Source organism: Pandoraea communis, assembly GCF_902459745.1.
GTDB lineage: Bacteria > Pseudomonadota > Gammaproteobacteria > Burkholderiales > Burkholderiaceae > Pandoraea > Pandoraea communis.
The window spans coordinates 356,954-375,150 of the sequence record NZ_CABPSJ010000005.1; the positions used below are offsets into that span (position 1 = coordinate 356,954).

Below are 18,197 nucleotides of genomic sequence, written 5' to 3' on the forward strand. Positions count from 1 at the left end.
GCATCACGTCGAGCGCGCTGCCGCTCATGTGCTTCCCCGTTCAGGCAAACGCTCTTGGCCGAACCATGGTCCGGCAGGTGTCCGATGGATTGTGGGCCATTATAGCTAAAGACGCCAGCGATTTTGGTCGCCGCAATCCCCGTTTCATGCCGCATTCCACAGGTTTTTCCCTGTGGGTTTTTTTCTGACAAGACATCGGGATTATTTCCTGCGCGGCCGTTGACGTTTGGCCGATAGTCGCCCCAAAACGCCCGCCATCCGGACCTTCCGCACACCGGTGCCCGGTGCGATTCTCCTGCGAGCGTCAGTCTACTCAAGCGCGAAGCACTTTGGGGGGCAGCAATCGTGAATTTTTGTTACTGCAATGCAACATCGCCACCGTCGCGGCCATCCTTGCCGGTGCCGGGCGGCGTGTCGCTCGGGAAGCGGGCATCGACGATCGATGCGGCCGGTTCAGGCGTGGGCCGGGGGCTCGTGGGCGAGCGACCACGCGATGCAGGCGCGAGCCAGTGCTGCCGAGGCGTCCAGGCCGAAGCGTCCCAGCGGGGTTTCGCATGTGGCGAGAGCGACCGGAATTTCGGTGCAGCCGAGAATGACGCGTTGCGCGCCGGCGGCCAGCAGTTGCTCCATCGCCATGGCGAGCGCTTCACCGCCACGACGCACGTCGCCGGCCTTCGTGAGCCGGATGCCTTCGCTCACGAGCGCCTGGTGCGCGAGCGGTTCGGCCGCCTGAACAAATCGGTAGCCCAGGGCCTCGAGCCGCGGCCGGTAGACGTTGGCGTGGTGCGTGCCTTCGGTGGCCATCAGGCCGATGGGTGCGCCGGGTGCGACGCATGTGGACAACTCGCTGGCGACGGCTTCGACCACATCGAGCACCGGCAGCCGGGTGCGGTGACGCAGTGCGTCGAGCCAGGCGTGGGCCGTGTTGCAAGCAATGGCGATGCAGCCGACGCCGGATTGCTCTAGCGCGTGCACACCGTCGAGCATGCCGTCGAGCGGGGAGGCGCCGTCGTGCAGCAGGGCTTCGGTGCGGTCGGGAATCTGGGGAACCGAGTACAGAATGAACGGGATGTGATCCTGATCGCGGCTGGCAGGATGTTGATCGACGATCTTGCGGCAAAGGTCGATGCCGGCGGCGGGGCCCATGCCGCCGAGGATGCCGAGCGTGGCGTGCGAGTTCATGATGATGACAATGGGGGGAGCGGCAGAAAACCGGATCGTGCGTTGTGCGGGAACCGGGGCCCCTGCACAACGCACGGCCCGTCAGGATCAGTCGTAAGCCTTGGTGATCGGATCCTTGAACATGGCGCGCATTTCAGGCGTCATCGGGTAGTTCATGTTCTGGTTCTTCGGCGGAACCGGTTGCGTGAACCACTTGTTGTACAGCTTCTCCATTTCGCCGGACCTTTCCATGTCGGCGATGACCGTGTTCACGACCTTGGTGAACGCCGGGTCGTCGCGACGCAGCATGCACGCATAGTTTTCGAACTGGAGGTTCGGGCCAACCACTTCATAGCCCTTGGCTTCGTCTGTCGACAGTGCGGCGCGCTGGCCGTACAGCAGCGGCTCGTCCATCACGAAGGCCGCGGCACGGCCTTGCTTGACGGTCAGGAAGCCATCCGAGTGTTCCTTCGTCTGAATCAGGTTGAAGCCGATCTCGCCCTTCTTGCCCGAGAGAATACGGTCGGCCGTCGTGCCGGCGGTTGTCGAGATGGTCTTGCCCTTCAGGCTGTTCAGGTCGGTGATGCCCGAGCCAGTCTTGGCGATCATCTTGATCGAGTACAGGAAGATGTTGTGCGAGAAGCCCACTTGCTTCTCACGCTCGAACGTATGCGTGGTCGAACCGCACTCCAGATCGATCGTGCCGTTCTGCATCAGTGCGATACGGTTCTGCGAGGTGATCGGCGTTTCCGTCACTTTCAGGTTCGGCAGATTCAGGTCTTTCTTGACCGCGTCCACGATCTTGAGCGCGATTTCCTGCGAGTAGCCGATCGTCTTGCCGGCATTGTCCGTGTACGAGAACGGAATCGACGACTCGCGCACCCCGAGAGCGATCACGCCGGTGTCTTTGATCTTCTTGAGCGTGCCCGTCAGTTCCTGTGCGCTCGCGGTGTGCGCGAACAGGGCGGCGGCAGCGCTGGCGAGCAGCAGGGGAGCAAACAGCTTCTTCATGGTCTCTGTCCTATCGGAAGTGATGGCACGGTGGTCCGCGCCGTTGGAATATCGAAAGCCAAAACACACTGGTACAACCCAACACTTGCTCCCGACGATCCCCGTGGGAGTGATGCATTGAAATCCCGCGTCCTGCCTCGTCCTGCTTCGTCATCAAGGCGTTCGATCCGGCCGGCCCGCTATGGTCGGCGACCAAGGGGTCACGCGGCCAGCCGGGCAAACCCTGCCAGATCGACTGCGGGACGCTTGCCGTCGATGGCGTCGGCAATCACACGCGCCGCGCCCATCGACAAGGTAAAACCCAACCCCCCGTGGCCGACGTTCAGCCACAGATTGCGCAACTTGTCCGCGCGCCCCAGAACCGGACGGCCGTGCGGCGTGGCCGGTCGCATGCCAGTCCATTCCAGCGGCGCGTGCGCACGGCTCAGCGCGGGGAACAACCCCGCAGAGAGGGAGCGCAATGCGTCGATGCGGTGCGTCGCGATGCGATCGTCATACCCCACCAGGTCGGCAATGCCTGCCACGCGCAGATGCTCGCCGAGGCTCGCATAGACGACCTTGTTGTCGGCGTCGGTCACCGACACCTGCGGTCGTGCGTCGACCGGGGCGCCGCGATACGTCAGGCTGTAACCCTTGAGCGGATACAGCGACACCGACTCGCCGATCGTGCGCAACAACGGCATGGCGGCCAACCCGTTGGCGACGACGCAGGCGTCGACCGTCACGTCGCCCGTGCGGGTACGAATCGCCTGCACGGCGCCGCCGCGCGCGTCGAAGCCCGTCACTTCGCGGTCGAACAGCAACGTGCCGCTTGCGTGCGCGCCCACAAGTCGTGCCAGTTCCTTGCACAGCGACTGGCAATCGCCGGTGCCTTCGCCCGGCGTATGAATCCCGCCCGCCAGTTCACTGGCAATCTTGCCCAGTGCGGGTTCCAGGGTGGCGCATGTCGCAGCGTCGACACGACGCTGCGTGTAACCGAGGCCGTTGGCGAGCTCCAGCGAACGCTCGGCGGCGGCGAGTTTGCCCGCATCGCGATACACCACGAGCTTTCCGCTGCGGCGGTAGTCGAACGACACCGACTCCTTGGCCAGAAACTCCTGCATCACCTCACGGCTGTGCAGGCCGAGCGAGAGCAGACGCAACGTGGAGCTGGCGTTGGCTCGCGCATTGCAGTGCTTGACGAACTCGATCGACCAGCGCCAGAAATCCGGATCGAACGAGGGTTTGATGCGTAGCGGTCCTGTACGCGAGAACAGCAGCGAGGGCAGTTGCGAAAGTACGCCGGGGGCGGCGAGCGGCGAGACATAGCCGTAGCTCAACTGACCGCCGTTGGCGAAACTCGTCCCGAGGCCCGGACCGCGTCCGGCGTCGATGACGGTGACCTCATGGCCTGCGCGAAGCAACTGATACGCGCTGGCGAGGCCGACGATGCCCGCCCCGATGACTCCAATATGCATGACGATGAATAACAACCAAAAACGCTAGAGAATGCAAGGCGGAAAATATTCCCGGCGGGAGGGCGGGGGCCTCGCGGCAGGCTTTCTACACACCCTTTGCTACGCAGTGTAGAGCGAGAAAATTCGGTAACCTATGCGGATTTGAGGCAGCATATGTCTTTTGGCTATAGGGTCGGCCTCGCTGCCTATCCGGCATCTGGAACAGGGGACGACGTCAGGCATGAAATTGCGGCATATCGAGACGTTTCGCGCGGTGGTGCTGACCGGTTCGGCCAGTGGCGCGGCGCAATTGCTTAACGTATCGCAACCCGTCGTCTCGCGCGTGTTGCAGCACGCCGAGCAGCAACTGGGCTTCAAGCTGTTCGATCGCATCAAGGGCCGGCTCGTGCCAACGGCCGAAGCCCGTCGTCTGTATCCCGACGTTGAACGCATCTTCAGCGATCTGGAGCGGCTGCGCACCACGTCGCGTAACCTGCGCCAGCATGGTGTGGGTCATCTGCGCATTGCGGCGACGCCGAGTCTTGCGCAGAGCCTGTTGCCTGCTGCGATCGAGCGCATGCGTCGTGCGCATCCGGATGTTGTCTTCGAACTGATTACGCATCACACCACCGAAACGATTACCGCGATCCTGACGTCGTCGGTCGACGTCGGCATCGTCTCGGCACCGCCGATGGCGGCGGGCATCGTGAGCCGGCCGGTGGCGCAGGGACACATCGTGCTAGCCGTGCCCGCGTCGTGGCCGAAGCTCTCGCGTCGCGGCCCGGCAAGCGCCGATGCGCTCGCGGGGCGCGATCTCATCAAGCTGCACGACGACACGCCACTGGGGGCGCTGATCAACGAGCGTCTGGATCAGACGGCGTTATTGCAGGACGCCGAATTGATGGTGCAGACGTATTCGCTGGCGGCGGCGCTCGTCGAGCATGGTCTGGGTTACGCGTTGCTCGATCAGTTCACGGCGGCGAGTGCGCATGTGCAGACACAGCGCCTGTACCGCGTGGCGCCGGCCATCGAATTTCCGGTGGAGATGTTGCGCCCCGCGCATCAGCCAGAGTCCGTGCTGGCAGACACGCTGCGGCGGCATCTGGCAGACGTCGCGAGCGAACTCAGCGAACGTGCCGAAGCGTTGTGCGAGGGGCGGGAGATCGTGCTTACGCCGGGCGGGCACGCTGACGAGGGGTAAGCCCGGCCGACGGGATCAGCGGCAGCCCGGCTCGCTTTTCACTTCAAAGTAGGTAAACGGTTGGGCCTGAAGCTTGTCGGCGAGCGAGGGATAGTTCGCCTGTACAAAGCGCCGCGCACCGGCCATGTCGAATTCGGTGCGCAGCCAGACCTTGCCGTCGTGACTGTCGAGCACCAGCGTGCCCGCGTAGATCACGTCGCCCCGGCGGACCTGTACCGTCGGCACCTTGCGGCCCTTGCAATAGCGGAAGCGATAGCTGTTGTCGGCGGGGGTGAATTCCATCGGTCCGAAGCGCTCGTTGCGCATGAGCGGCGAGACGCGCATGGCCACGAAGCCGCGCGTGGGCGGATTGCTGTTGAGCGTGCGTGTGACCTTGCCGCCGATGATGCCGTTGACCGTCTGAGAGACGTCCGAGAAATTCCACGGACCCCACGTGCTTTGCAGCGGCGTGTCGAGGCCGACGATGACGAGGGCGTACTCGTCGAGGGTGTCTTCGGTGAGGGTGGGGTTGGGCGGTACGCCCTTGGTGCTGCACGCCGCCAGCCAGCCGGCGGCCAGCGCCATCAGGGCCGTCAGCGCCGAACGCCGCGCGAGACGCGCGACAGGGGAGAACCACAGGGCACGTAGTGACCTCATTGCAGCCTCCTTGCCGCGCGCAGCGCTCAGGGGACGATCCGGATGGTGACGAAACCGGCGGGTAACGAAACTAAGGAACCTAAGGAACCTCAATCCTGGAGGAATCTTACCTTGACCTTGCGGCCTTTGACACGGCCATCTGCGAGCTTGCGCAATGCCGTCGGCGCGATGTCGCGATCCACGGCAATATACGTGAAGTTCTCCAGCACGTTGATCTTGCCGATCTGGGTGGCGGCAAAGCCGGCCTCGCCGGTGAGTGCGCCGAGCACGTCGCCCGGACGGATCTTGTCCTTCTTGCCACCGAGCATCTGGAGCGTGACCATCGGCGGCAGCAGGTGCCCGCTGCCCGACGGGGTGAGTTCCGAGAGCTTGTGCCACGGCACTTCGTGGCCCAGTGCGGCCTCGATGTTGCCGACACGGCCCATCTCGTTCATCGATGCCAGACTGAACGCCCAGCCTTCCTCGTCGGCGCGGCCCGTGCGGCCGATGCGGTGAACGTACACCTCGGGGTCGGGCGTCACGTCGACATTGATAACTGCTTCGAGCTGCGCGATGTCCAGCCCGCGCGCCGCCACGTCGGTGGCCACCAGCACGGAGCAACTACGGTTCGCGAACTGGATCAGCACCAGATCGCGCTCGCGTTGTTCCAGATCGCCGTGCAGCATCAGGGCGTGAAAGCCCTCGGCGCGTAGCACGTCGGTGAGATCGCGGCATTGCGCCCGCGTATTGCAAAACGCGATGGTGCTCACCGGCCGGAAATGGTCGAGCAGTTGCCCCACGGCGTGCAGACGCTCGTTCTCGCTCACTTCATAGAAGCGCTGGCGAATCTTGCTCGCGTCGTGTTTCTCTTCCAGACGAATCTCGCGCGGCGTGCGCAGCAGGCGCTGAGCGAGCTTGCCGATGCCTTCGGGGTACGTGGCGGAGAAGAGCAGCGTTTGACGCGAAGCGGGCGTTTGACGTGCAACCGTGGCGATGTCGTCGAAAAAGCCCATATCGAGCATGCGATCGGCTTCGTCGAGCACCAGCGTCTTGATGCTGGCGAGCGAGAGCGTGCCGCGGTCCAGGTGATCCATGATGCGCCCCGGCGTGCCGACGATCACGTGGGCGCCGTGGGCGAGGCTTTCCGCCTGCGGGCGCAGGGGCGAGCCGCCGCACAGGGTAAGCACTTTGATATTGTCTTCGGCGCGCGCGATGCGGCGCACTTCCTGCGCGACTTGCTCGGCGAGTTCGCGCGTGGGGCAGAGCACGGCGGCCTGCACTGCGAAATCGCGGGCATCGACGCGCTGGAGCACGCCCAGCGCGAACGCGGCGGTCTTGCCGCTGCCGGTCTTGGCCTGCGCGATGATGTCGTGGCCGGCGAGGATGTCGGGCAGAGACGCCTGCTGGATGGGCGTCATCGAGACGTAACCTAGCCGTGCGAGGTTCTCCTGCATGGCAGGCGTGAGCGGCAGGCTCGAGAAGGGGGCGCTGTCGTTGCGCGATTCGGTGGCTTTTGAGTTCATGCGCAATTATACCGGTCGGGTTGGGCCGGTTGTGCTCGCGTCAGGGTTCGCGCCGTTGCCAGTCTGGGGCTGCCGGGCGTAGCATGGCTCTGCCTGTCGATGTCTCGTCCATTCCCGCTTGAGGTTGCCCATGCCCGCGAATTCGGAAGAGAAAGTCCGTCAACACATGGCGGAAGTCGTCACGATGGCCGGGGAGCGTGCGCCAGAGGTGGCCGCGCTGTTCGAACCCTTCGTACGGCATTACTACGGTCTGGCCGATGCCGACGATGTCGTCTCGCGCAGTGTCGCCGATCTTTATGGCGCGGCGATAGCGCACTGGCAACTCGGCCAGAAATTCGTCTCCGGCGAGCCACGCATCCGCATCTATAACCCCACGCTCGATCAGCACGGCTGGCATTGCAGCCATACCGTCATCGAAATCGTGAACGACGACATGCCGTTTCTCGTCGATTCGGTGACGATGGAGATCAACCGGCAGGGGTTGGCCCTGCACTCGGCGTTTCATCCGGTCTACCGCATCAAGCGTGACGCGGCAGGCAAGCGCCTCGCGGTGGTGCCGGGCAGCGGCCTCGTTCGCCCCGAGCCTGGGAGCACGCATGTTCCGTCCAATGGCGGGAGCGACGTGGGGGCATTGCTGGCGGCCGGTGCGTCGGATGGGGCACCACAGAGCGACAGCGACGCCACGGCCGACGACGGCCGGTTCGAATCGTATATCCATATCGAAGTCGACCGCTTCTCCGAGCCCGAGCGCATTCAGGCGCTGGCGGACGGCCTGCAACGTGTGCTTGGCGACGTGCGCGCCGCTGTCGAGGACTGGCGTGCGATGCAGGCGGCGGCTCATGCGGCCATCGAAGCCCTCGTGCAACATGCCGCACGAAGGGGCGTGAGTTCGCAGGAGCGGGCGGAGATCGACGAAGCGCATGGGTTCATCGGCTGGATGCTTGCCCGTCACTTCACCTTCCTCGGTTATCGCGACTATGAACTGGTCGAGCGCGAGGGCGAGCATTACCTGCAAGGGGTGGCGGGCACCGGCCTGGGCGTGCTTCGCGAGGCCCGGCGCGACGCCAGCACCCCCGACATCACCCGTCTGTCGCCCGGCGCCATCGGCATCGTGAAGCAGAGTGCGCCAATTTTTCTGACGAAGGCGAATTCGCGGGCCAGCGTGCACCGCCCCGGCTATCTCGATTACGTAGGCGTCAAACGCTTCGATGCTCAGGGGCGCGTGTGCGGCGAGCGTCGTTTCCTCGGGCTCTACACGTCGACCGTCTACATGGTGCCGGTCGACGAAATTCCGTTCGTGCGCCGCAAGGTCGCCGAGGTGATCGGGCGCACCGGCTTCCTGCCGAACGGGCATCTGGCCAAGACGCTCGCCACGATTCTCGAACAATACCCGCGCGACGAACTCTTTCAGATCGAAGTCGACCAACTGGCCGATATCGCGCTGGGCATTCTGCGATTGCAGGAGCGTCAGCGCACACGATTGTTCGTGCGACGTGATCGCTTCGATCGCTTCGTGTCGTGTCTCGTATTCGTGCCGCGCGAGAAGTTCAACACCGATCTGCGCGTGCGTGTGCAGAACCTGTTGCAGACGGCCTATCACGGCACGAGCGTGGAATTCACGCCGCAGCTCTCCGAGTCGATGCTCGCGCGTATTCACATCACCGTGCGCACCGAGCCGGGACACGTGCCGGACGTCGATGTCAACGAACTCGAAGCGAGTATCGTCGAGGCGACGCGCCGTTGGCAGGACGACCTGTCCGACGCATTGCGCGAACAGTTGGGCGAAGAGCGCGGCACACGTGCGCTGCGGCGCTACATGCAGGCATTTCCCGCCGGGTATCGCGAAGACTATGCCGCCCGCGTGGCGGTGCGCGACGTCGAGTTGATCGAGCCGCTGCTGGCCGCCGCGCCGCCGGCCCAGACGGGGGCCACCGGGGCCACGCCGCTCGCCATGCAGCTCTACCGGCCGCTGGAGGCCTCGTCCGGCACGTTGCGCTTCAAGATCTATCAGGCGGGCGAGCCTATCGCGCTCTCGCGCAGCCTGCCGATGCTTGAGCACCTCGGCGTGCGGGTGAATGACGAGCGTCCGTACCGTATCGAGCCTGCCGACACGGGGGCCGTCTGGATGCACGACTTCGGCATGACGAGTCTGGATGGTGCAGACGTCGATCTCGAACACGCCCGCTCGCGCTTCGAAGATGCCTTCGCGCGCATCTGGGCAGGCGATGTCGAGAACGACGACCTCAATCGTCTGGTCTTGCAAGCCGGGCTGACGTGGCGAGAAGTGCGCATTCTGCGGGCGTACGCGAAGTACATCCGCCAGGTCGGCTCGACCTTCAGTAACGCGTACATCGAGAGTGCGCTGACCGGAAACCCGTCGATTGCCGGCATGCTGGTGCGTCTGTTCCTCGCCCGTTTCGATCCGGCGCTGAGCGAACAGGTGCGCTCGTCGCAGGCGGAGCGGCTGCGTGCACAGATTCATGCGGCGCTCGAAGACGTTCCCAATCTCGACGAAGATCGCATTCTGCGCCAATTTCTTGGCGTGCTCGAAGCGACGTTGCGCACCAACTACTTCCAGACGGGCAAGGATGGTGTCACGCAAAAGACCTACCTGTCGTTCAAGTTCGATCCATCGAAGGTGCCGGGCCTACCCGACCCGAAGCCGATGTTCGAGATCTGGGTGTACTCGCCGCGCGTGGAAGGCGTGCATCTGCGCGGCGGACGCGTTGCGCGTGGCGGTCTGCGCTGGTCGGATCGCCGCGAGGACTTCCGCACCGAGGTGCTGGGCCTGGTCAAAGCGCAGATGGTGAAGAACACCGTGATCGTGCCGGTCGGTTCGAAGGGCGGCTTCGTGGTGAAGCAACCGCCGTTGCCGGGCGACCGGGATGCTTATCTGGCCGAGGGCGTGGCGTGTTACCAGACGTTCCTGCGCGGTCTGCTGGATCTGACCGACAACTATGTCGACGGTCAGCTAGTGCCGCCGCCGCAAACCGTACGCATCGACGGCGACGACCCTTACCTCGTGGTCGCGGCCGACAAGGGCACGGCTACCTTTTCCGACTACGCCAATGCCATTTCTGCCGAGTACGGCTTCTGGCTTGGCGACGCTTTCGCGTCGGGCGGCTCGGTCGGGTACGACCACAAGAAGATGGCTATCACGGCACGCGGCGCCTGGGAGTCGGTGAAGCGTCACTTCAGCGAGATCGGCGTCGACACCCAAACGCAGGACTTCACAGTCGTCGGCATCGGCGACATGTCGGGCGACGTCTTCGGCAACGGCATGTTGCTCTCGAAGCACATCCGGCTCGTGGCGGCATTCGATCATCGGCACGTTTTCCTCGATCCGAACCCCGATGCGGCGACGTCGTTCGCCGAGCGCGAGCGCATGTTCCAATTGCCGCGCTCCAGTTGGGCCGATTACGACACGAGTCTCATCTCGGAGGGCGGGGGTGTGTTTCCCCGTACGGCCAAGGCGATTGCGCTCTCGCCGCAGGTGCGTGAATTGATCGGCACCGACGCGACTGAAATGCCGCCCAACGACCTGTTGCGCGCGCTATTGAAAGCACCGGTCGATCTGCTCTACAACGGCGGCATCGGCACATACGTGAAAGCGAGTACCGAGACACACGCACAAGTGGGCGACCGCGCCAACGACAGTCTGCGGGTGAACGGTGCAGAGCTGCGCTGCAAGGTCGTGGCCGAGGGCGGCAATCTCGGGTTGACGCAACTCGGGCGTATCGAGTACGCGCAGCACGGCGGGCGCATCAACACCGATGCCATCGACAACTCGGCGGGCGTCGATTGCTCCGATCACGAGGTCAACATCAAGATTCTGCTGGGTCTGGTGGTGACGGATGGCGAAATGACGCTCAAGCAGCGCAACACGTTGCTCGCGGAAATGACCGAGGAAGTTGGCACGCTCGTGCTGCGCGACAACTATTTGCAGACGCAAGCCTTGTCGCTGGGACGGTTGCGCGCGGCGGCGGCGCTCGACGACGACGCGCGCTTCATGCGTTATCTCGAGCGGGCACAGCGGCTGGTGCGCGCCATTGAGTTTCTGCCCGACGACGAAGCACTCGACGCGCGCCGCGCGGCCGGGGCGGGACTGACGTCGCCGGAGCGCGCGGTGCTCATGGCCTACAGCAAGATGTGGCTCTACGACGTACTGCTCGCAAGCGATCTGCCCGATGCCGACTTCGTAGCCGAGGAGTTGCCGTCCTACTTCCCCACGCCGCTGGCGAGCCGATGCGGCGCGGCGATGCTGCGTCACCCGCTCAAACGCGAAATTCTCGCCACGATGCACGCCAACGCGCTCGTGAACCGGGCGGGGGTGACGTTCGTACACCGATTGAGCGAGGAGACCGGCGCGGAGCCGGCTGATGTTGTGCGGGCCAGTCTGGCGGCGCGTGGCGCTTATGGTCTCGACGCGCTATGGCGCGAGGTCGATGCGCTCGACGCACGGGTCTCGCACGAAACGCAGGCATCGCTCTTTGCGTCCATCGCGCAATGGCACGAGCAGGCGACGTTGTGGTTCCTGCGCCGGCGGCTGAGCGATGTGCCGCAGACCGTCGAGCGGTTGCGCGGTGTGCTCGATCCGATTTTGCCGACACTCGACACCTTGGTTAGCGGCGAGGCGGCCGAGGATGCGCGCCTCAGGGCGCAGACGATGATCGACGCCGGTGTGCCGATGTCGCTCGCACAAACGGCGGCGGGGATCGGCGCGCGAGTGGCATTGCTCGACATTGCGGAAGTGGCCAGCATCAGCGCGCGCGAGCCCGCGCTTGCCGCACAGGTGTATTTCTCGCTCGATGCGCCGCTCGGCTATGGCTGGTTGCAGACCGGCATACTGGGTTTGCCGATGCAGACGCACTGGCAACGGCTCGCGCGTGCCACCTTGCTTGAGGAGTTGTCGGTGCTCAGGCGGCGTTTGACGGCCAGCGTGCTCGACGGCGGCGAGCGGGCGGAGGCCGTCGAGCACGCTGCCGACGTCGCCGACCCGAGTCCGGCAGGCAGACTGGTCGCGGGGTGGCAGCACGCGCATGCCGAGGCGTTGGCGCGTTATCACCGGGTGCTTGCCGATCAGGTGGCCGTGGGCAATACCGATCTCGCCATGCTGTCGGTGAGTCTGAAGGCATTGGCGGAGGTCGGGCGCTGACGTCTGACGTCTGGCGGATCCGGCGGGTGTGATGTGACGAGGGGTTCCGCGTATGTTCGCGATCGAGGGATCGATGGCTTTGCCGGGATTGCATATGCGATAGGCGCGGAATTCCTTGTGGCGAATCGTTGGTTGGGCGAGCGGCCCACGGATGGTGTAATCGACACGGTTATTCGTTTTTCACCGTAGAGGACACCCCCGTGGGTCGTAGACGTTTTCTCTCCGGCGCGCTTCGTCTGGCGGGCGCTGCCGCATTTGGTTTGCCGCCGCTGGCCGTTTCCAGGCGTGCCTATTCCCGTGATGAATTCCGTGCCGCGCAGGCGATTCCGGCGGGTGTGACGCTGCGCGTCGGTCTGGCGAGCCGTCTCGGTCCGGACGTCCAGCTTCAGATCGCGGGTGCGTTGCGAGACCTGCCGTATCGCATCGAGTGGGCGAGTTTCGAGGCGGCGCCGCCAGCGCTCGAGGCGCTACTCAGCGGACATATCGACGTTTTCTCGGGCGGCGACACGCCAACGCTGGCGATTGCCGCCCGGCCGGGCAACGCCTTCGTTGTGGGGGCACAGAACAATGGCCTGTACGGGGCGCTGCTGGTGCGCGGCGACTCGCCGCTACATCAGGTCAGCGAACTCAAAGGCAAGCGCGTGGCGGTTTTTCGCGGCTCGGGTTTCCACAATAGTCTCGTGTCGATCATCGAGCAGGCGGGGTTGCGCTGGCAGGATATCGAGCCGGTCTATCTGACACCGGCCGACGGTCTTGCGGGACTCATCAGCGGCAAGGTCGATGCCTGGGGCATTTGGGACCCGAATGCGGCGATTGCACAGCGTCAATACGGGGCGCGCATCCTCGCGACACCTCAACGTCTGTCGTATGCCTTCCAATTTGCGAGCAAGTCCGTGCTCGGCGACAGCGCCCGTCGCGCCGCCTTGCAGGACTATCTCGTGCGGGCCCAGACCGCTGCCGATTGGGTGCGCACGCATGCGCAGGCATGGGCGGGCAAACAGGTCGAAACCGCACGTCTGTCGCCTGACGCTGCCGCGCTTGCCGCGAGCCGCACGGGCGGGCAGTTCACGCCCATCGACGATGCGCTCATCGCCACCGTGCAGCAGGAAGCCGAGCGCTTCGCGTCGCTCGGCATCATCGCACGGCCCGTGGAGGTGCGCCCAGTCTTCGACGCCCGTTTCAACACCGTATTGGCGGCGGCTGCCGCGCGTGCGACGGCGTGAGGGTGTTGCCTGATTTTCCTGCCCTCGCGCCGTTCATCCCATTCATTTCATCGACTTCATCGAAGAGGTTTTCGTGAGCAACCTGCGTGAATATCTGCTGCAAAAGAAAGGCGCCGTGACAAGCTGGCGCAACAAGATCCGCGACGATGGTTCGCAACCCGCGCAATTGAGCGCGCGCGTGAGCGCCGAAGGTCGCACGGGCGTGCGTCGCATCCGCGTGCGCGACTTTCAGATCATTTTCGATAGCGGGCCCGAACTGGCGGGGCATTCGCTGGGCCCAGGCTCGCAGGAGATGCAGCTTGGCGTGCTGGGCACTTGCCTCACGCACATTTTTCTGACGCAGGCGGCGTTGCAGGACGTGCCGCTCGACGCGATCAATGTCGAGGTGACGGCCAACATCGATCACCGTGCCGGGCAGCCGGGTTTCGAGAATGTGCCGGTCTATCCGGTCAACGTGCGCTACACGGCGCATATCGAATCGCCCGCGTCGCGCGAACAGATCGCGGCGCTGCACGAAGCGGTTGAGCGTACCTGCCCGATCTACAACTTCCTGATCAACCCGCAGACGATTCAGGGCCAGATCGAGCACACCCGTACCGCCGCGTGAGCGTGTGGAACGACTTCCGGCGTGGGCTGCGCTCAAGCTGACTGATACTGATTTTAGGAAACACCTGTCATGCCCATCGAGATCCTCGGCACGGTGCCGCACAGCCGTGTCACTGAGACGACCGGATTGCGCGGCGCGAGTGCCTTTGAACCGGAGTACATCGCGGCGGTGGCGCGCGCCCATGAGCAGGCGGGGTACGACCGCGTGCTGATCGGGCATGAGTCATGGCGTCCGGATGCGTTCCAGATTGCCGCCTATGTGCTGTATCAGACATCGAGGCTCGGCGCGCTGGTGGCACATCGCCCCGGCTTCACGCAACCGACGCTGGCTGCGCGTCAGGCGCTCACGCTGGAGCGTCTGGCCGGGGCAGGGCGCGTGGCGTTGCATATCATCACCGGAGGCGACGAAACCGATCAGCGCCGTGACGGCGACGACGTGCCGCACGATGCCCGCTACGCCCGAACCGACGAGTATCTCGACGTACTCAAACGCGTGTGGCGCGAGGCGTCCACGTTCTCTCACCACGGCGACTTCTATCGTGTCGATGGCGCGTTTTCGGCGGTCAAGCCGCACCATCCCGATTCGATCGGGTTGTCGTTCGCCGGGGCGTCCGACGGTGCGGTGCGCGTTGGCGCAAAGCATGCCGATGTCTACATGCTCTGGGGCGAGCCGCTTGCACCGACACAGGCGTTCGTCGAGCGGGTTCAGGGCGAAGCGGCGCGACACGGGCGGCAAGTCCGTTTCAGCGTGTCGCAGCGCCCGATTCTCGGGGCGACCGAAGCCGAGGCGTGGGAGCGCGCCGAACATATCTTCGAGACATCGCGCCGTGAACTCGAGGCGGCCGCAAAGGCGGATGGCCCGCAGTTCTCGTCGCCGGTACGCAGCTCCGTCGGCGCGAAGCGGCTCAACACCGTGGCGCAGGAGCAGGACGTGGCCGACGAACGCCTCTGGCTCAAGTACACGCGGTTGCTTGGCGCAGGCGGCTCGACGTCGGCACTGGTCGGCACGCCGGAGCAAGTGGCGCAGGCCTATCTTCGTTACTACGACATTGGCGTGAGCGCCTTCTACATCCGCGGCTGGAATCTGCTCGACGACACCGTGGAATATGGCCAGAAGCTCATTCCCCTGCTGCGCGAAGGCGCGGCCGAGCGGGACCGGGCGCGCGGGAATGCGGCCAATCGGTAACTGAAAATCCGGTTCGCCGTCATTTTTTAAGCGTTTACACAAAAGACGCGAAACGGCGTATCATCCGGGAAAACCCTAGGATTGAGTTGACCTACGCGCATGCTTGCCCGGCGTGTGGGCTGGCGCTTCCTGGGGTTTCGTCGATTCCTGATCCCCTGCGCAATGCCCAACGACACCCGCCCTGCGAACAGACAGTTCGCGACGACATTGCAGATCGTCTCCACCGTGTTCTTCACGTTCCTCTGCTATCTGACGGTCGGTTTGCCGCTCGCAGTGCTGCCGTCGTTCGTGCACGTGGATCTGGCTTACAGTTCGGTTGTTGCCGGGTTGGCCATCAGCGTCCAGTATCTGGCGACGCTGCTCTCGCGCCCTTACGCCGGGCGCACGGCCGACGCTTGGGGGCCGAAGCGCACGGTGCTGTGCGGATTGGTGGCCTGCGGCGCATCTGGCTTGCTCGTGGCGCTGGCCGGTGTGTTCTCCGATGCGGCGTGGCTCTCGCTCCTTGCGTTGATTCTCGGGCGTCTCGTGCTGGGTTTTGGCGAGAGTTGGGTGTCGACGGGCGCGATCATGTGGGGCATTGGGCAGGTGGGGCCGTCGCACACCGCGCGCGTTATCTCTTGGAACGGCGTTGCGACATACGGCGCGTTGGCGCTGGGCGCACCGTTGGGCGTTGCGCTAGACAATGCCTATGGCATTGAAGCGCTGGGCGGGGCGATTGCGCTGTCCGGCATTGTGGGATTGGTGCTGGCGCGCGTGAAGCGCGCGACACCGGTCATCCACGGTGAGCGTCTGGCGTTCCATGCCGTGCTTGGCCGCGTGTTGCCGTTCGGCATGGGCCTCGCGCTGGGTTCCATCGGCTTTGGCGCCATTTCCACCTTTATCACGCTTTACTACGCGAGCCATCACTGGGACAACGCGGCGCTTGCGCTGACCGCGTTCGGTGTGTGCTTCATGGGCGTGCGGCTATTGCTTGGCAGCAGCATCGGGCGCTTCGGTGGCTACCGTGTTGCGATGGTGTCGTTTGCGCTCGAAGCGTTCGGACTGGTCGTGCTTGGCATAGCGCCGACCGGATTCACCGCCTTGTTGGGGGCGGCGCTCTCGGGGGCGGGGTTCTCGCTGGTGTTCCCGTCGCTGGGTGTGGCGGCTGTCAACCTGGTGCCGGCACAGAACCGTGGTGCGGCACTGGGTGCGTACTCCGTGTTTCTCGACGTTGCGCTTGGCGTAACAGGCCCGGTGGCGGGCCTGATCGTGGGGGCGTATGGGTACGCCGAGGTGTACTTGTGTGCAGCCATCGCAGCCGTCGCGGCTATCTTGCTGACGTTGTGGATGGCGCGTGCTGCACAGGCTCGCGAGGGCGGCAAGAAAGTCGCACAGACTGCGTAATACCCTACGGCGGCGCGATTAACTCGCCGCCGACTTTTGCGCTGCCACGATGGTGGCAAGCCGCTTGATCAGGCTGGGGATACGCGAAGCATCCGTATCGCCGTAGCCGATCACGAGACCGTTATTCGTGGGTAGTGGGTCGAGTGCAAAGCTCGACAGGGCGCGGGGGCCGATGCCTTCGCGCTGTGCGGCGGCCACGATGGCCTTGTCGGGGAAGGCGGGATCGAGCCGCACTGTCAGGTGCAGGCCGCAGCGTTCTCCGATCACCGCATACGCCGGGTCGAAATACGAGGCCAGCGCGTCACGCAGTGCGGTCTGACGTTCCCGATACAGACGCCGCATGCGGCCGAGATGTCGCGCGAACTGACCGCTTCGGATGAAATCGGCCATAGCGAGTTGTTCGAAGCGATGACCGCCGCGCAGGAGTTCGTCGAGTGCATCGCGGGCTTGCGTGGCGAGTGTTGCGGGCAGAATCAGGAAGCCGAGGCGGAGTGCGGGAAACATCGTCTTGCTGAACGTTCCGACGTACACCACGGGGCTATCCGGCACCATGCCTTGCATGGCGGCGATGGGTTCGCCTTGATGGCGAAACTCACTATCGTAGTCGTCTTCCAGAATCCAGCTACCGTGATGCCGAGCCTGAGCGATCAGATCGAGGCGGCGAGCGGCCGACAGCACGCTGCCGAGCGGATATTGGTGCGAGGGCGTGACATACACCAGTCGTGGCGGCGACGTTTCCCACAGACCATCCGGAATCACGATTCCTTCGTCATCGACGCGAAGGGCTTGGAGGCGAACGTCGCTCGAATGAAAGGCGGCCTTGGCGCCGCGATAGCCGGGATCTTCCATCCAGACCGTATCGCCGGGGTCGGTGAGTAGCCGGACGCAGAGGATCAGTGCCTCGTGCGCGCCTTCCGTAATGACGACCTGAGAAGCATCGCAACGCACGCCGCGAGAGATGCGGAGGTGTTCGGCGATGGCTTCGCGCAGGGCGGGTTCTCCGAGCGGGTCGCCATAGTGATAGTGGCGGGGTTGGGCCTCGCGCATGACCCGTTCGAGTGTGCGACGCCAGGTACTGGCGGGAAAGCGGGTGAGTGCGGGCACACCGGGTGTGAACGGGAGGGGTGTTTCGTTGGCGCGGGCGGCGTGCCGGGTGGATGGCAGGCGTTGGATGCGTCGTGAGGCGGCGGGTGTGGCGGGGAGATCGTCCGGCGGCAGGGGCATGAGCGCGTCGGCCTTTTGCTTGGCGGCTTCGGCGGCGAAGTGTGGGTCGAGGGAGAGTTGTGCGACGCGGGTACCGAGTCGGTGGGGGACGATGAAGCCTTCGGCGGCGAGTTGATCGTAGACGATGGAGACGGTGTTCCGTGAGACGGCGAGATCTTCGGCGAGGGTGCGGGAGGCGGGAAGTCGGGCACCGGCGGGCAGGCGGCCTTCGAGAATGGCGTGTTTGAGCCGGGAGAGAAGTTGTTTTTGGAGAGAGGCGCCGCGACCGGGCCCGAGGGTGAGTGGGCTATCGAAGAGTGCGGCGACATTTTCCGGCGAGTGATCGTGGAGAGCGGGGCGGCCTTTCGGAGCGGTGGTCATGGCGACGTGGCGAAATAGAGGGCGGGGGGCGGCGAAACCGAGAGCGTATGCGGCCGGACCGGAGCCCCCTTCCGCTGCGAGTTGGGTCACTGTCTGAGTGGCGGAAGGGGGCT

12 protein-coding genes are annotated in these 18,197 nt (G+C 64.6%); 6 read left to right on the forward strand and 6 right to left on the reverse strand.

What is annotated here, in order from left to right; all coding sequences use genetic code 11:
- Window positions 1–453: 453 nt before the first annotated feature.
- The 3 genes from cuyB to PCO31110_RS19575 all read right to left on the reverse strand — a co-directional run bounded on the left by cuyB (window position 454) and on the right by PCO31110_RS19575 (window position 3,629).
- Window positions 454–1,182: a cysteate racemase gene (gene cuyB, locus PCO31110_RS19565; protein ID WP_150691192.1), complete on the reverse strand. Its 729-nt coding sequence runs from the start codon at window positions 1,180–1,182 to the stop codon at window positions 454–456.
- Between the two features lie 87 nt (window positions 1,183–1,269).
- Window positions 1,270–2,172 (reverse strand): transporter substrate-binding domain-containing protein, encoded by a 903-nt coding sequence (locus PCO31110_RS19570; protein ID WP_010805911.1) that lies wholly within the window; start codon window positions 2,170–2,172, stop codon window positions 1,270–1,272.
- Window positions 2,173–2,372: 200 nt separating this feature from the next.
- Entirely contained in the window at window positions 2,373–3,629 is a 1,257-nt protein-coding gene (locus PCO31110_RS19575) for a D-amino acid dehydrogenase (RefSeq protein ID WP_036662982.1), read from the reverse strand.
- Between the two features lie 220 nt (window positions 3,630–3,849).
- Here PCO31110_RS19575 and PCO31110_RS19580 point away from each other — a divergent pair, with 220 nt between their 5' ends.
- A complete protein-coding gene (locus PCO31110_RS19580) occupies window positions 3,850–4,809 on the forward strand; it encodes a LysR family transcriptional regulator (RefSeq protein ID WP_010805913.1) in 960 nt (319 codons plus the stop codon).
- A 15-nt stretch (window positions 4,810–4,824) separates the two neighbouring features.
- On the opposite strand, the gene PCO31110_RS19585 is transcribed toward PCO31110_RS19580, so the two are convergent.
- On the reverse strand, window positions 4,825–5,445 hold the full coding sequence (locus PCO31110_RS19585) for a hypothetical protein (protein ID WP_010805914.1): 621 nt from the start codon (window positions 5,443–5,445) through the stop codon (window positions 4,825–4,827).
- An 89-nt stretch (window positions 5,446–5,534) separates the two neighbouring features.
- A complete protein-coding gene (gene dbpA / locus PCO31110_RS19590) occupies window positions 5,535–6,947 on the reverse strand; it encodes an ATP-dependent RNA helicase DbpA (protein WP_010805915.1) in 1,413 nt (470 codons plus the stop codon).
- Between the two features lie 130 nt (window positions 6,948–7,077).
- On the opposite strand from dbpA, the gene PCO31110_RS19595 reads away from it, so the two are divergent.
- The 5 genes from PCO31110_RS19595 (at window position 7,078) to PCO31110_RS19615 (ending at window position 16,500) form a co-directional block, all read left to right on the forward strand.
- A complete protein-coding gene (locus PCO31110_RS19595) occupies window positions 7,078–12,102 on the forward strand; it encodes an NAD-glutamate dehydrogenase (protein WP_150691193.1) in 5,025 nt (1,674 codons plus the stop codon).
- 200 nt (window positions 12,103–12,302) lie between these two features.
- The gene (locus PCO31110_RS19600) at window positions 12,303–13,325 is read left to right on the forward strand and encodes a PhnD/SsuA/transferrin family substrate-binding protein (protein ID WP_010805917.1); all 1,023 of its coding nucleotides are present in this window, start codon (window positions 12,303–12,305) and stop codon (window positions 13,323–13,325) included.
- Window positions 13,326–13,398: 73 nt separating this feature from the next.
- The gene (locus tag PCO31110_RS19605) at window positions 13,399–13,932 is read left to right on the forward strand and encodes an OsmC family protein (RefSeq protein ID WP_010805918.1); all 534 of its coding nucleotides are present in this window, start codon (window positions 13,399–13,401) and stop codon (window positions 13,930–13,932) included.
- A gap of 69 nt (window positions 13,933–14,001) precedes the next feature.
- Window positions 14,002–15,117 carry an LLM class flavin-dependent oxidoreductase gene (locus PCO31110_RS19610; protein ID WP_150691194.1) on the forward strand — a complete coding sequence of 372 codons (1,116 nt, stop codon included), beginning with the start codon at window positions 14,002–14,004 and terminating at the stop codon, window positions 15,115–15,117.
- A 162-nt stretch (window positions 15,118–15,279) separates the two neighbouring features.
- On the forward strand, window positions 15,280–16,500 hold the full coding sequence (locus tag PCO31110_RS19615) for an MFS transporter (RefSeq protein WP_150691195.1): 1,221 nt from the start codon (window positions 15,280–15,282) through the stop codon (window positions 16,498–16,500).
- 18 nt (window positions 16,501–16,518) lie between these two features.
- Here the strand turns inward: PCO31110_RS19615 and pdxR are convergent, their stop codons facing one another.
- Window positions 16,519–18,084: a MocR-like pyridoxine biosynthesis transcription factor PdxR gene (gene pdxR / locus PCO31110_RS19620; protein WP_150691196.1), complete on the reverse strand. Its 1,566-nt coding sequence runs from the start codon at window positions 18,082–18,084 to the stop codon at window positions 16,519–16,521.
- Window positions 18,085–18,197 lie beyond the last annotated feature (113 nt).